Origin of the sequence: Ornithinimicrobium pekingense DSM 21552, from assembly GCF_000421185.1 — a bacterium.
In the GTDB taxonomy this organism is placed as follows: Bacteria; Actinomycetota; Actinomycetes; order Actinomycetales; family Dermatophilaceae; genus Ornithinicoccus; species Ornithinicoccus pekingensis.
On record NZ_ATWJ01000003.1, the window covers coordinates 1 to 15,242 of the forward strand.

The window sequence follows — 15,242 nt, forward strand, 5'->3', positions numbered from 1 at the left end:
GGCACTCCCGTCAAGATCGTCGACGTCGCCCGCGAGCTCATCGCCCTCTCCGGCCGGGAGGACATCGAGATCCAGTACACCGGCCTACGCCCCGGAGAGAAGCTGACCGAGGTGCTCTTCACGGAGGGTGAGCAGCACCTGCCGACCGGGCACGCCCTGATGACTGCTGTCGATGTCCCCTCACTGACCCCGGATGCCCTCGCTGTGCCGAACCTGTCGGATGTCGACACCGTCCACCACCCCCTTGTCGCACTCCCGGCGCAGCCGCGGAAGGCCGGCTTCTGATGTCGGGCCCGATCCTTCTCTCCCCTCCTGACGTGGGTGAACTGGAGCAGGAGTTCGTTCTGCGGGCAATGCGGTCAGGATGGGTCGCCCCGGCTGGCCCAGATCTCATGGCGTTTGAGGAGGAGGTCGCCGCCCGCGTAGGTGTTCAGCACGCGGTCGGACTTTCTTCGGGCACGGCAGCCTTGCACCTTGCGTTGGCCTCATGGGGCGTCGGTCCGGGCGACGTCGTGCCTGTCTCGACCTTGACCTTCGCTGCGACCGTTAATGCCATTCGCTACGTGGGGGCTGAGCCCTACTTCGTCGACTGTGACGAGGAGTCGGGAAACATGTCCCCCCGGCTCTTGCGAGCGGCCCTCGACGACCTGAGCGGGAGTTCACGCCGCGTTCCGGCAGTGGTGCCCGTCGACATGCTGGGCAAGCCTGTTGACTACGGATCCCTCGTTGAGATTGCAGCGGAGTTCGGCGTCCGCCTGCTGTGCGACGCCGCCGAGTCGTTCGGGGCGACGTGGCGCGGGCGCCCCGCAGGCTCCTTCGGCGACGCGTCGGTGATCTCGTTCAACGGCAACAAGATCATGACGACGTCAGGAGGCGGAATGCTCCTGACCAACGACGAACACCTGGCACGGCATGTGCGAAAGCTCTCCACGCAGGCGCGCGAGCCGGTGCTGCACTACGAGCACGTGGAGGTCGGCTACAACTATCGGCTCTCCAATATTTTGGCCGCTCTGGGACGGGCCCAACTGGCGCGCCTCGATGAGATGCTGTCCCGACGACGCCGGTGGCGCGAGCTCTACCTCGAACTCGTTGAGTCCCTGCCCGGGGTCCGGGTCCTTGGGGGTAAGGATGACTCGGAGGACAACTGCTGGCTGACAGCGATCGTGGTGGACCCGTCCGTCGCGAGCATGACAGCGGATGACCTCGGCGCGGCATTGCGTCAGTGCGACATCGAGACTCGGCCTGTTTGGAAGCCCATGCACCTACAGCCGGTTTCGGAGGGTCTTCAGGGAATGCTAGACGGGACCGCCGAGAGACTTTTCCGGCACGGGCTCACCCTCCCGAGCGGATCGGCGATGTCCGAGGACCAGTTCTCGCGGGTGCTCTCCGAGCTCCGGTCAGCGATGTCCTGATGATGTTGCCCAGTGACGCGACCGTTGACAGGCGCACTCCCAAAGGGAAACGAATCGTTCACGCGACGCACCACCTACGTCCGGATGACGTGAGGCGCCTCGACGGACGCACAATCAGGGGGAATTTCGCACGATGACGCGAATCACTTACGTGTGTCAGTGGTATTCGCCAGAGCCAGTGGGCATTCCGCCGAGCATCGCGCAAGCCCTGCGTGCTCAGGGACATCCTTTGACCGTCCTCACGGGAGTTCCCAATTATCCGACCGGACGTGTCATGCCAGGCCACCGCGCGCTTGAATGCAGGACCGAACAGGTGGACGGGCTCACTGTTCGCCGGACTCCCCTCTATCCTTCGCACGACGAAAGCGCCCTCCGGCGCATTCTGAATTACGGGTCATGGGCGCTCAGCGCAACCGCATTCGGGCAGGGCGCCTTGCGAACAGCAGACGTCGCATTGGTCTACTCGTCTCCGGCTACAGCCGCGCTGCCAGCGCTCGCGGCCCGCATGCTGTGGGGCACCCCGTACGTGTTGTTGATCCAAGACGTTTGGCCGGACTCCATTTTTGCCTCGGGCTTCCTAGGGGGACGGAGCGGCAGGGTCGCGCTCAAACTCGTCGACCGATTCGTCCAGTGGACATACTCCAAGGCGGAGCACGTAGCAGTAATCTCTCCTGGAATGGCCACGCTCCTCGAGAGCCGCGGTGTACCTGCGGACAAGCTCTCCGTCGTGTACAACTGGGTCCCCGAAGAGGACGCTGGGCCCAGCGACGAGAACTCAGCAGCCGCACCACACCACGAGACGCTGCAGGCACGCGTTGGGGTGGCTCCCGGCGTGCGAACGTTTCTCTACGCGGGCAATCACGGAAAGGCGCAGGCACTCGAGGCTCTCGTCCGAGCGTTCATGGATGAGCGAACCGACGACGCACATCTAGTTCTCCTCGGCTCAGGCATCACGAAGGAGGGCTTGATCGCCCTCGCGGGTGAGCACCCTCGCATCCACTTCCTCGACCCTGTGGATCGCTCGACGGCGGCTAATCTGATCGGCGACGCAAACGTGTCTGTGGTCGCCCTCGCCGACGAACCCCTGTTCGCGGTCACCATGCCCAGCAAGGTTCAGACGGGGTTCGCGAGCGGCAAACCGCTGCTTGTCATCGCGCGTGGCGATGCGGCGGCGGTCGTTGATCAGGCTGCCGCGGGCGCCTCCGCAGGTCCAGGTGACGTCGAGGCGATCGTGAAAGCGATCCAGACCCTCACAAGTCTTCCCGCCTTAGAACTGGACGCGATGGGTTCCAGGGGGCGGCAGCTCTACCTGTCCCAGATGGCTCGGGCGGTAGGCGCAGACCGTCTTTCGGAAATCCTCAATGGCGCGGGCCGGAGAAGGCGCCGCAAGCTCACAGCACAGACACAGCGTGAAAGGAACTTCGCATGAGCGACACCCATGGGCCAATCCTCGTCACCGGGGGCACCGGGTCTTTCGGTTCCACCATGGTGCGCCGCCTCCTCAAGACGGAAGTGGACGAGATTCGGATCTTTAGTCGCGACGAGGCAAAACAAGATGCTATGCGTCGGCAGCTCAGCGACTCCCGGGTCCGCTTCTATGTCGGTGATGTACGGGATCCCCGGAGCGTCGAGGACGCCGTGCACGGCGTCCGTCACATCTTCCACGCCGCAGCCCTCAAACAGGTCCCAAGCTGTGAGTTCTTCCCTCAGCAAGCCGTGGCGACAAACGTTAACGGCAGTGACAACGTCATCCGGGCCGCGGAGCGGGCAGGTGTGCGGTCAGTCGTCTGCCTCAGCACCGACAAGGCTGTCTACCCGGTCAATGCGATGGGGATCTCGAAGGCCATGATGGAAAAGGTCGCCCAAGCCCATGCTCGCAGTTGGACTGAGAGCGGAACTACGGTCTCCGTGACTCGGTACGGCAACGTAATGTACAGCCGTGGCTCGGTCATCCCCGTCTTTGTTCAGCAGCTTCGTGAAGGCAAGCCACTGACGATCACGGATCCCGAGATGACACGATTCCTTATGTCCTTGGATGACTCAGTCGACCTAGTGCAGTACGCGTTCGACCACGCCAGCCCGGGGGACATCTTCGTGCGCAAAGCACCGGCCTCGACGCTGAAGGACTTGGCGCGCGCCGTCGCCTCCCTATTTGGAAACGACGATCCTGAGGTCAGGGTCATCGGAACCCGTCACGGGGAAAAATTGTATGAGTCGCTGCTGGGGAGGGAGGAGCGTCAGCGGGCAACAGACCGAGGCGACTACTACCAAGTTCCTCTCGACGCGCGAGGGCTGGAGTACGAACTGTTCTACGACGAGGGCGACTCCACACTCCCCGATGAGGACTACCACTCGCACAACACTGAGCGCCTCGACGTCGAGGGAGTCAAGCGTCTTCTTCTCCAACTTCCGGAGCTCCGGCAAGAACTGGTCCGCGCCGGAAGATTGCCCGAGGCGGAAGCGTGACTGACCGTCGCATAGCCATCACTGGCGGATACGGCTTCCTAGGTTGGCATACGGCCTGCAGGCTTCGGGCAGTGCATCAGAATGATGCGCTGCGGTTAGGTCGCGAAGACTTTGCCGACCGAGGGCGCCTCGCCGCCGCATTGGGCGACGCAGACGTCGTCATACACGTCGCGGGCATCAACCGCGGCGAAGACAGTATCGTCGAACAAGGCAACATCGCACTGGCCACCGACCTCGCGGACGCCCTGATGCAGATTGGCAGGCCCATAGATGTGGTGTACGCCAACTCCATTCAAGCCGACCTCGACAACTCTTACGGGCGTGGCAAGAAGGAAGCGGGGGAGCGACTCGGTGCGACAGTCAGCGCCTTAGGGGGTAAGTTCGCGGACCTCCTCCTTCCCAATCTGTTCGGCGAACACGGCCGTCCTGACTACAACTCCTTCGTGGCAACATTCGCTAATGAGATAGCCGCGGGGCGACAACCCGTCATCACCCGCGACCGCGAGATCGAGCTCCTACATGTCCAGGACGCTGCAGCCGAACTAATGGCGGCAGCGGGCTTGGAGACCCGCCGCACCGTACCGGGAGAAGCCATCCACATAAGCCGAGTCAGAGAGCTTTTTGAACACTTCCGGGGGCTATATATCGCGAAGGGAGAGATACCTGACATCTCACTTCCGCTCCACCGCAACCTTTTCAACACCTTTCGAGCGGCGGCCTTCCCCCACCAGTGGCCGATCGAAACTGATGTACACGCAGACAACCGAGGTAACCTCTTCGAAACCATCCGTACTCATGGAGGCCCCGGAATGGCCTTCATCTCAACGACACTCCCTGGACAGAGGCGGGGCGACCACTACCACCTGCACAAGGTCGAACGGTTCTTTGTCGTCAAGGGCGAGGCCGAGCTTGAGTTGCGGAAACTTCTGCATGACGATGTATTCAGATTCCGACTCAGTGGCGACAACCCATCGTTTGTAGACATGCCGACGCTATGGGTCCACAACATACGCAACGTCGGTGATTCCGAGTTGATCACGATGTTTTGGGCCGACCAACTGCTGGACCCCTCAAACCCAGATCAATACCCCGAGCTCGTCGCCCAGGAGGTATGCCCGTGAAAGTCATGACCGTGGTCGGCACCAGACCGGAAATCATCCGACTCGCCGCCGTCATTCGCCGACTCGATTCGACGGCGGGGGTTCGACACATCCTCGTCCACACGGGCCAGAATTATGACTACGCGCTGAATGACATATTTTTCAGTGACCTCAGTATCCGCCAACCGGATTACTATCTTGGCGTAGACACAAGCACCCTCGGGACCGTTCTAGGGGGCGTCCTAACTGGGATTGAGCGTGTCATCCAAGAGGAACGGCCCGATGCCATGCTCGTCTTGGGGGACACCAACTCATGCATTGCGACGATCATGGCAAAACGCATGCGGATACCCACGTACCACATGGAGGCGGGGAACCGCTGCTTCGACGAGAACGTTCCCGAAGAAACCAACCGCCGCATCGTTGACCACACCGCGGACTTCAACTTAGCCTACACCGAACATGCACGAAGAAATCTCCTTGCCGAGGGCCTACATCCCCGCCGAATACTCGTAACAGGATCACCCATGCGCGAGGTGATCGCCCATAATAGGCATGAGATTGACTCGTCCAATATACTGGACCGTTTGTCCCTCACGCGTCGAGACTACTTTCTCGTCAGCGCACACAGGGAGGAGAACGTCGATTCCCCAGCTAGACTCCGATCTTTGCTCGAATGCCTCCAGAGAGTACGCCAGGACTTTGGGCAGCGGGTGATTGTCTCGACGCACCCACGCACTAAACAGCGCCTGTCCGGAATCGCAGCGGACTTGAGTAGCGAAATCGAGTTTCTTGATCCTTTCGGCTTCAACGATTATAACCGTCTCCAGATCGATGCCACCTGCGTGCTGTCCGACTCGGGAACAATCGCGGAGGAGGCGTCCATCCTGGGATTTCGAGCGCTCACCCTACGGGACTCGATAGAACGCCCTGAAGCTCTAGACGCCGGCAGTATCATCATGACCGGACTGAATCCTGATGATGTCGTCCGCGCCATCTATGACGTGACAACCGGTGGCGAACATTCACCGGGAGACGTGCCAGCGGGTTATGAGATCCTTAACACCAGCACCCGAGTCGTGCGCTTTATCTTGTCGACGGCGAACCGCCACGCATCATGGGCAGGTATTCGATAATGCCCGCACCACGCGTCGTCATAGACGCTTCCAATCTTCATGTGGGAGGCGGAGTCCAGGTTGCCACGGCCTTTTTCGGCGACCTTCTCGGACACGCCACGCGTGGGGACCTCCTACACCGGTACCCTTGGCTCTCCACCGCACGTTTAGTAGCTTCGCGGGAAATCCTTGATAACCTGTCAGCACTCATCTCCGCCTCGGAACTCGAGGTCGTCACCAGCCCTAATCGCGCGCCAGCTCGGGTAGGTTCTAGCGATGTGACGTTCTCAGTCTTCGGACCGCGGTTCTCGCGTCCGCGAACGCGCAAGCACATTATGGGTTTCGCCGACGTCACCCTGATCTACCCGTGGCCGCCACAACTCCCGCGACGGTCTGTCAAGCAGCGCATCCGCGAACCGCTAGCATGGGGATCGTTCCGCAAAGCGGATCACTTAGTCGTTGAGACCGAGGCGGTAAAAGAGAGACTCGCGAGTCGTGGGATACAAACGTCTCGCGTATCTGTTGTGCCTAACACCTGCCATTCGGTTTTCCGAGCCGTTCCCCCAGGGCCGCGGCACCCGTTGGGGAACGAGGTCACGCTCTTGTATGTTAGCCGTGCCTACCCCCATAAGAATCATGACTTCCTAGGGGAGGTGCTAGAGCGCCTGCACACCCGGCACGCCATGCGCGCCAAAGTCCTGGTCACCTTAACGCCTGAAGAGTTCAATAGTAGAACTACAAAATTTCACCGGTACGCTCTGAACTTGGGGCCGCAGACGGTAAGCCAACTCCCTGCCCTCTACGCGAGCGTAGACGCCGCAATTTTTCCAAGTCTACTTGAATGCTTCTCGGCCACCCCGCTAGAAGCTATGGCGACCGGAACGCCACTCCTCGCGTCTGATCATGACTTTAACCGCACGGTGTGCGGGGAAGCTGCCACCTATTTTGATTCACAGAACCCAGAAGTTGCCGCATGGCAGATACGTGAGGCACTCGACGAATCAAAGACGCTGATGCAGCGCGCGGTGAGAGGTCTCGAACAAATGACGTCCTGGCCTGACAGCCTGACTAGAACTACAGCCTATCTTAGCCTAATCGAGAAGGCCCTGTAGCTCGCATGGTTGAGACGAATACAGCAACCACCGCGGATCGAACGACTGAACGCGCCCACTCACAACGCTGGGGCTCTCGGCTCGCGACGTGCGTCCTAGCATTCTGGTCGCTATGCTTCATCGGCACGTTCATGCTGCTCCACGCCGATCCAGAAGCAAGATTGCTGTCCTACGCCACTCTTGCCTGTTTGATCGTTTCCGCTCCGCTATTAGACTCGAATTATCGGTACACATCGGCTTGGTCCATGGTGCTATTCGTAACTTACCTCGGGTGCGGACTGCGTTCACTGGCCGTCTTCAACCGAGGCCTTGACGACCAGGTCGTGAACCGGCTCTATCTACACGGTAATGGCTTGGAGGTGGTAGACCGGTGGACCCCGGTGTACCTATTGGGCCTCGCCTTATTGTCGCTCGGATATATGGTGGCGGGCAAGCGAACTGGCGCGGGGCTCACCGCACGCCCACTCACTTTCAAGTTCCACACCCTGGCGCCGGCCTCGGTTTCTCTTCTTGCACTCATTGGCTTCATGGCGTTCTGGTCGTACGTCAAAGCCACTGGAGGTCTCGATCTAGACATGTTCTCAGCCAAACGAAGCACGTACGTGCCCGGCCAAGAATATGCGGGGAGTCACGGTGTCCTGCGCACAGTCAACCAGTTCGCTGCCGTGGCACTGTGGATAACAGTAGCGCGATTCGCAAGCGGTGTTTCGCGCGCTGGTGCCGTGTCCAGATGGCTGGCCCTGGCGGCACTTGGTCTCAACGCAGTGCTTCTGCCAGTCTACTCCTCGACACGGGCTCAAGTGGCCTATATTCTTATAGGTTGCCTCGTGATCCATGTCATGTGCGGCGGGCGCGTCCGCCCCTGGCTCGTCGCAGTCGGCTCGTCTGCTGGGGCGGTTCTTATGGCTTGGCTCACGATGCTACGCACGGAGTCTCAGGGCGGAGGGTCGATTGCCGTTACGCCTGGTAACGTCCTAACCGCCCTGAACGAGGCTGTGGTTCTCAACCTCAATTTTACGGAGATATTCAAGAGCGCAAATATAATGGAGGCTGTGCCCGAAAATCTGCCGTGGTCAAATGGCTCTACTCTGTGGAACTATGTTATTGCTCCGGTGCCCCGAGCGATCTGGCCCGACAAGCCAATCATCGACACCGGTGTGCCGATTGGAAGAATTATTTACCGCACCGATGGCACGTCGATCCCCCCAGGCTTGATAGGGGAGGCATATTGGGCGTTCGGGATCGTCGGGGTGTGTTTGGCAGCACTGGTCTTCGGCGTGGCGTTGCGGTTCATCACAGACGTGGCGCATACCCTCGTGGGGTCCGATGCGGGCATGTCAGTTATGTACGGTGGCGCCATTTTCACCTTTGGTGGAGTGGCCCTTGGTGGCTCGGTGGGAAACGCGCTGCTGTCAGCCGCCATCTGGGCGGTCACGATTGCTCTAGGTCTACGCGTTTGTGGACGATGGGAGGGATGACGATATGTACTCTGCACGTGTCAGCATTGGCCCAGCTGAGATAGGCGTTTACTACATGGGTCAGCACGCGCCGGCTCTGGCTAGCCGCTTATCCGCCTTCGGGGTTGGCGAGGGGAGAGACCAGGGGTTAGACGCGATGATATTTCTGGGAGGACACGCGACGGAGGCGCCGGACTGTCCCGTGTCGGTTCCATCACGCTCGCGTGAGGTTCGTGTGGGGTTCCGGGAGGGAAGACCCATGACGGTACGCGCCTCGCTTGCAATGCCGCCCAAAGCCATGGCGCGGCGTCTGAAGCGAGTACTTCAACCCACGATGTGGGAGGAGGGAAGGTGGCAGATCCTCCTGCGGAATGGCTTTGAGCTCCCCATTTTGGCCATTCTTGAATATAACTACAAGTTGATTCCCGTGCACGCCGCAACCGTCACGAACGGGTCAGGCTGTGTACTGATCGTCGGTGAGAATGGTGCAGGCAAGTCCACTTTGGCCTGCCGTGCCATCGATGAGTTAGATCTTGAACTTCTTTCGGACAACTTCACTCCAAGCGACGGTACTGTCGCCTACTCGTTTCCAGGACCTCCGCGCTCGAAGCCAGGGGACTCCCTCCCCCCCGAACAGCCCACAGGCGGCCGCGCACCGATCCGAGGATTCGTCTGGGCGGGACAAGATTTGCCTGAGTCGCCTATGGGGCGCAAAAGTGCGTTGCAGAGCTTTCTGGGTCAGTCCTTCGACAGCCACCGAGGAACAGGGTGGGACCGGGCGATAGGCGGCGGTCAGGCGCTAGCTACTTCCTTGGAACTCACGGCTGGCGTCGCAGAGCGTCTCAGCACAGTTCCTTCCCTTGGGTGGAAGAAAGAAGTTGACGACCCGAGCGCCGCTATCGATTTCATAAGGATGTGTTTGACATGATGTTCTCCCTTGACGGGCCTTGCACACTCGAGTTGGGTCCAGGCCTCTCCTCCAATGGGCGCATTCAGAGCTACCTCTCAAAGGAACTTGGTAGTGCCCCCCAAGGGACAGTGCGGAATATCACACTAGCAATCGACCCCACCATCGGTCACGCACCCTGCCAAGTGTTTGGCGCGAGTGGTGGCTTGCTCTCAGACGGGCGTTTTGTCGTGCCAGACGGCGCGGGGCACTGGTGCGCTTTTGATCCCGCGAGCCTAGAGGTCTCGTGCGAACTTCAGGTTGACGTTGGAGTCTGCTGCGAGCAGTTCAAGGCCACTGTTCTGCTTGATTGGATACTTCTGCCTATTGCTCAGTATGTGCACGTGGCACATCGTCTCGCTCCCATCCATGCAAGCGGCGCTTCGATCATACCGGGTGACAGGCCGACAGTATTCAGCGCATGGTCGGGCGTGGGTAAAACGAACATTGTTATGTACGCGTTAGGCCAAGGCGGTGACTATTACGGTGACGACCGAGTCACCGTAAATGCCGACGGTAATATCCATCCCTCCACTCGCAGGGTGAGTGTTTACGGATACAACCGATCCTTGGCGACTACCCTCGATAGGCGGGCGCGGCGTCGACTTCTTCTTGGGGACAAACTTCATCGGCAGTCGAGGCGGGTAGGAGGGAGGCCTGGCTTTCTTTTGTCGTATGCGGCGAACGGATTTGGCGCCACGCGTGCCAGTGCCACGGAACTGGGAGGGGGGAATGGGAGCGGTGCGGCTTCGCCCCGAGCGCACGTACTTTGTTTTGGGTCTCGCGAATTGACGATTCGGGACTCTCCGCAAATCAAGCTTCTTCAGGATGTGACTGTGGAGCGCCTTGCCGGCGCACACGTGCCTGTGATGGAGTACGAGTTTGTTTGGTTTCAGAGATACATTCAGACCTGGCGCTGGGCAATGCTCGAGGACTTTGACCCGTGGGCGACGTTGCGGGATCAGTGGACGGCAAACCTGACGGGGTACTTTAGCCGCGTTCAAGACACTTACACTCTCAGTGTGCCATTGGGTTCGCCCGCCTCTGTAGCACCGCAGGTATGGGATTTAATCAGTGAGCGGGTCAAGTCCTGACGATGCCTTCGAGCGAGATACCGGCGCATGCCAGGGCTCTCGCGTGGCCACGCTTGATACGAAAGTCTGTTCTTGGACTTTTGAGCAGAGGCAGCCACGGGGTGCTCTTGGGAATCGGGATCCTCCTCCTGTCGGTGTCTGATGGGGGTGATCTCGCTCTGGTCGTGGGGCTCAGTGCTGCCTTAAACCTGGTAACGAATGTAGGAATTCCGACACTCATCATCCGCGGCTTCCGTGACGGTCGCTCACGGGGACAGTTGCACGAACTCGGGAGAGTTTATGCCCTGCTCAGTGTGGTGGCCGGCGTAGTTACAGGCTTCATCGTTCTGGCGTTGACCGACTCAATCCCGCTGTCTATGGCTGCCGGTAGCCTCGCTTTTGCACAGAGTACGTTTGGAGGACTCGAGTACTGGTGCATCGGAGCCTCGACATCGCGATACGATCGATTTCTTCGCGGCGCCGCGCCAGTGCAAGCTGTGGCAAGCCTTGCGCCGCCCTTCCTACTTGTGGCAACGAAGTCTGTCACGCTTTCCCTGTTCGCATTGGCAGGTAGTTATTCTCTGGGAGTCCTCGTTGTCGCGCTTCGCGACCGCCTCAACCTCAAGTTCCTCTTCGGCGCCGTCAGCGTTCGCTCGTGGTGGCGGGACGCGCTGGGCCTAGGCATAGTCACGGCGCTGACAGCAGCGCTGTACGCGATGGACATTTTCGTCGTGCGCCTCCTGTTCCCTGAGGACCTCCTCGACTACCGGTTCGCTCTGTACGGTGTGAGTTTCCTGGTGGCCTTGCTACCGCTTAATATTTTCGTCCTCGCCGACGCGGCCTCTGGTGCCTTCGTCCGTGCACGCCTATTATTCGCGCTCGGGATTTTTGGAACGCTGCTATGCGCAGCAGGCGCTTCGCTTCTCTGGCTGATACCGGGATACGAGGGGGCCGCCCGACTACTGCTTGTTTTATCTGCCCTGTCCGGGGCCAGGTTGATTACCCAAGTATTAGTGGCGGAACTCAACGCCCAAGGGATGCAGCGTGCGGCTGCTAGGGCACTCATGGTCGGCGCCCTGTGCTGGATCGGCGTTGCGGCAGCAGGGGGGCACCTCAAACACGGGATTTTGACCCTTGCACTCGCTCATGTCTGCCTCGAATGGCTCGTGGTTGGCATTTTGGCGGTCGCGGCGCGGCGGGCTGCGCAGCGTCGGTGATGTGTCGACCGAGGGTTACCCCTGCCCCTAGGCTGGCGTGGCGGAGTTGAGAGCGCCCTGTGCTGTATCGGCGTTGCGGCAGCAGGGGGGCACCTCAAACCCGGGATTTTGACCCTTGCACTCGCTCATGTCTGCCTCGAATGGCTCGTGGTTGGCATTTTGGCGGTCGCGGCGCGGCGGGCTGCGCAGCGTCGGTGATGTGTCGACCGAGGGTTACCCCTGCCCCTAGGCTGGCGTGGCGGAGTTGAGACAATGGCGCTGGTACGTCGTTAGCGACGCCGCAGTGACGGACACGAAGGTCGGAACACGAGAGGTTGTCCTCGGAGCAGTCCAGCGCATCAGACCAGGTCGGAGCAGTCGCGCACCGGCACCAGTACAGCAGGGTAGGCTGTCAGGGCCCGCCTTCACCTAATCGGGGATCATCTGTGGAATCTACCAATTATCTTCACGTCTTCAGGCGCAGCTGGCGACTAATCGTCGCGACCCTGCTGGTGGTCGTCGGACTGTCTGCGTTGGCGATGACGCTGTCCCCTCGCGAGTATCAGGCACGAGCCCAGCTCTACGTATCGACGAGCGGCGGCGACAGCGTGTCGGACCTGGTTCAGGGGGGAACATTCACCCAGCGTCAGGTTGCGACATACGCCGACATCATCCGCTCCCCTCTCGTTTTGAACGAGGTCATCACGCAAATGGGGCTAGATGAGAGTCCTCGGGGATTGGCCGACCGCATCTCGGCCGTCGTGCCTCCGAACACCGTGCTCATCGACGTTACCGTCACCGATGCTGATCCCACTCAGGCGGCCGCCATCGCCAATGCTGTAACAGCCCAGTTCACGGAGTCAGTGCAGGAACTGGAGCAAGTCGGTACCGATGGCGAGAGCCCAGTGAAGGCGACGATCATCCAACCGGCCACAACTCCGCACACACCTTCCAGCCCGAGTCCGGTAAGGAATCTTGGCCTCGGGGTCGTTATGGGCCTGCTGCTTGGAGCCGTGGTAGCCATTTCCCGTGACCTCCTCGACACGCGAGTGCGAGGCGAGGCCGACGTTCAGAGGGTGACCAACGAGCCGGTCATCGGCGCGATCGCCTTCGACAAGGACGCTCCCGAACACCCGCTCGTCCTCGAGATCGACCCCCACAGCCCGCGCTCGGAGGCCTTCCGCGCACTTCGCACCAACCTGCTGTACGTCAACCCAGACGACCCAGCACGCACCCTGCTTGTGACCTCAACCGTCCCAGGTGAGGGCAAGAGCACGACCTCTGTCAACCTCGCCCTGACGTTGGCTGAGACTGGGGCAGCTGTGTGCCTTATCGAGGGCGACCTTCGTCGTCCGCGGATGCTGGAGTACATGGGGCTAGAGAGTGCGGCTGGTTTAACGGACATCCTGGTCGGCCGAGCCGACCCCGAGGACGTGATGCAACCCTACGTGGGTGGACTTCAAGTCCTGGGGTGTGGGGCAATCCCGCCTAACCCGAGCGAACTCCTCGGGTCTACGGCCATGGAGCGACTGCTGGAGCGGCTGTCACGCGACTTCGACTACGTGATCATCGACGCGCCGCCGGTCCTGGCGGTCACCGATGCCGCTGTCCTGTCGACGGTGGTCGATGGAACGATGATCGTCGTCGGTGCAGGGGTGGTGAACCGTGACCCGCTGCAGCGGGCGATCACGACGTTGGAGCGGGTTGACGCCAACATCCTCGGGCTCGTGCTCAACCGTTTGCCGATCAAGGGGCCTGACGCCTACTCGTACTCCTACGAGAGCTACCGACCGGAGCTTCCGGTGGAGGGACGTGAGGGTCGCACGGTATCGCGTGCCGCTCGGCGCCGGGCACGTTCCCGTGCGAAGAGGTGAGGCATGGCGCCCAGCACAAGGACGCAGAATGTGATCATCGCCGGGCTTGCGGCCCTTGCCACGGCCGCGTCTGCCTTCTCCATCTGGAGCGTCGGTCGGCCGCATCCATCCCTGATGGACGGGACGAAGGCGACGAGCGTTGCAGGCCCCACCGACGCCCCCCCGGCGACCACGGTTGCGCAGGAGGCGGGCGCCACTGCGGTGCCGGAGGCGACCACGGAAACGGAGGCGCCAGCGGACACGGCCGAGCCCGAGCGGTCGAGCATCGACACCTGGATCGAGGCCTGGTCCGGTGAGGCTGACCTGCTCGTCATCGGTGACGGTTTCAGCAATCTGCCAAGCCAGTGGGTGCAGCTGTGGGCGCGCAACTTGGGCGCTGAACGGCCGGTCGAGATCCGCCACTGGGGTGAGACCTCGGATGTCGAGTTTAACGACCCGATTGTGCTCTCCGACTCCGGCGAGGTGCCGCTGACGGTGTGGAGTGCCAGTCGTGCCGGATCCACGATCCAGGCAGCGGCTCAGCGCTACGACAGTTTCGTCGAAGCCTCGGTCGAGCCGGACGCGGTCCTCATCACGATGGGACTGAGCAGCGCCGACGAGGACATCCCTGCCGGGCTCGACGCCCTCGTCAGCGCGATCGACGAGGACGTACCGGTTCTTGTTGCGATTGGACCCGAAGGGCTCTACGAGGAGGGCGTCGCCGACGCCAGTCTCAAGTGGGCTCAGGACAACAACGACCGGGTCTCGGTGGTCGACCTGCGCCTCAGTGCTCCGGCGAACCCGACGGCGGAGCAGTGGGCCCGGGCGTTCCAGCAAGCGCTCGACCAATCCTGACCCTGCGGGTGTGTCGGATCGGACACGCCAGCTACTTGGATTAGTTGTGCGGGACAGCCATACTTGGTTCGTCCCATTTCCGTGCCATACGAGGGGTTTGGCATGCCTAATTCATCCGGGGGTCCTGCTGCGTCCACAGCCGTCCCCGCCGTTCCACCACACTCCTGGCGTCGCGAGCTCATGGTCCGCTCCGTCTGGATCCTGACCGACGGGGCCTGCTGGGCCGTCGCCGTCCTCGTCAGCATCCTGGCGCGGGCCTCGCTCGAGCCGTCGTTCATGACGACGCCGACGCCGTGGATCCTTGCCGGGCTCGCGGCGACCCTGCACATCGTGGTGGGGATTGTTGGCGGGCCTTACATGGTGCGTCATATGCGGGGAAGCTTTGACGAGGTCACCGGCGTCGTCAAGGCGGCCCTCATCACGGGCTTGCTCTTTATTGCCGTTGCTTGGCTCACCCAGGACATAGGCGTCCCTCGCTCCGTCGCGCTCTTTGCGCCCGCGGTGGCGATCGTCAACATGCTGGCGATCCGCTTCGTGGTTCGCAGCTATCGCTCCCGACGCATGGCGCGGAATCCTGATGGTGAGCCGGTGGTGGTGCTGGGTGCGGGGCTGGCGGGTCGTCGGTTGGTGCACAACATGCTGCACGACGACCAGGCG

Annotated in this window: 13 protein-coding genes; all 13 read left to right on the forward strand. The window is 61.2% G+C overall.

The window, feature by feature from the left end; translation table 11 throughout:
- A partial coding sequence (locus K330_RS24435; protein ID WP_040657616.1) for a polysaccharide biosynthesis protein occupies positions 1-285 on the forward strand: 285 nt, incomplete at its 5' end.
- A gap of 32 nt (positions 286-317) precedes the next feature.
- Positions 318-1,412 (forward strand): DegT/DnrJ/EryC1/StrS family aminotransferase, encoded by a 1,095-nt coding sequence (locus tag K330_RS0101905; RefSeq protein ID WP_308423453.1) that lies wholly within the window; start codon positions 318-320, stop codon positions 1,410-1,412.
- Positions 1,413-1,545: 133 nt separating this feature from the next.
- Positions 1,546-2,841, forward strand: a complete 1,296-nt coding sequence (locus tag K330_RS0101910; protein ID WP_084617050.1) for a glycosyltransferase family 4 protein — start codon at positions 1,546-1,548, stop codon at positions 2,839-2,841.
- Complete coding sequence (locus K330_RS0101915; RefSeq protein ID WP_022920169.1) at positions 2,838-3,878, forward strand: SDR family NAD(P)-dependent oxidoreductase; 1,041 nt, start codon at positions 2,838-2,840, stop codon at positions 3,876-3,878. The genes K330_RS0101910 and K330_RS0101915 overlap by 4 nt, the downstream gene beginning before the upstream one ends.
- On the forward strand, positions 3,875-4,999 hold the full coding sequence (locus tag K330_RS0101920; protein WP_022920170.1) for a polysaccharide biosynthesis C-terminal domain-containing protein: 1,125 nt from the start codon (positions 3,875-3,877) through the stop codon (positions 4,997-4,999). The genes K330_RS0101915 and K330_RS0101920 overlap by 4 nt, the downstream gene beginning before the upstream one ends.
- On the forward strand, positions 4,990-6,114 hold the full coding sequence (gene wecB, locus K330_RS18520; protein ID WP_040657617.1) for a non-hydrolyzing UDP-N-acetylglucosamine 2-epimerase: 1,125 nt from the start codon (positions 4,990-4,992) through the stop codon (positions 6,112-6,114). The genes K330_RS0101920 and wecB overlap by 10 nt, the downstream gene beginning before the upstream one ends.
- A gap of 314 nt (positions 6,115-6,428) precedes the next feature.
- Positions 6,429-7,205, forward strand: coding sequence for a glycosyltransferase (locus K330_RS24645; RefSeq protein WP_373288758.1), 777 nt, complete (start codon positions 6,429-6,431; stop codon positions 7,203-7,205).
- A gap of 323 nt (positions 7,206-7,528) precedes the next feature.
- Positions 7,529-8,683, forward strand: a complete 1,155-nt coding sequence (locus tag K330_RS23490) for a hypothetical protein (protein WP_156875648.1) — start codon at positions 7,529-7,531, stop codon at positions 8,681-8,683.
- A 238-nt stretch (positions 8,684-8,921) separates the two neighbouring features.
- Positions 8,922-9,590, forward strand: coding sequence for a phosphoenolpyruvate carboxykinase (ATP) (locus K330_RS23495; RefSeq protein ID WP_156875649.1), 669 nt, complete (start codon positions 8,922-8,924; stop codon positions 9,588-9,590).
- 1,213 nt (positions 9,591-10,803) lie between these two features.
- Positions 10,804-11,898, forward strand: a complete 1,095-nt coding sequence (locus K330_RS23500; RefSeq protein ID WP_156875650.1) for a hypothetical protein — start codon at positions 10,804-10,806, stop codon at positions 11,896-11,898.
- 425 nt (positions 11,899-12,323) lie between these two features.
- Entirely contained in the window at positions 12,324-13,751 is a 1,428-nt protein-coding gene (locus tag K330_RS18525; RefSeq protein ID WP_022920173.1) for a tyrosine-protein kinase domain-containing protein, read from the forward strand.
- 30 nt (positions 13,752-13,781) lie between these two features.
- Positions 13,782-14,585: a hypothetical protein gene (locus K330_RS0101940; protein ID WP_022920174.1), complete on the forward strand. Its 804-nt coding sequence runs from the start codon at positions 13,782-13,784 to the stop codon at positions 14,583-14,585.
- 180 nt (positions 14,586-14,765) lie between these two features.
- Positions 14,766-15,242 (forward strand): nucleoside-diphosphate sugar epimerase/dehydratase (locus K330_RS0101945; RefSeq protein ID WP_029202211.1); only part of this gene is annotated, 477 nt, incomplete at its 3' end.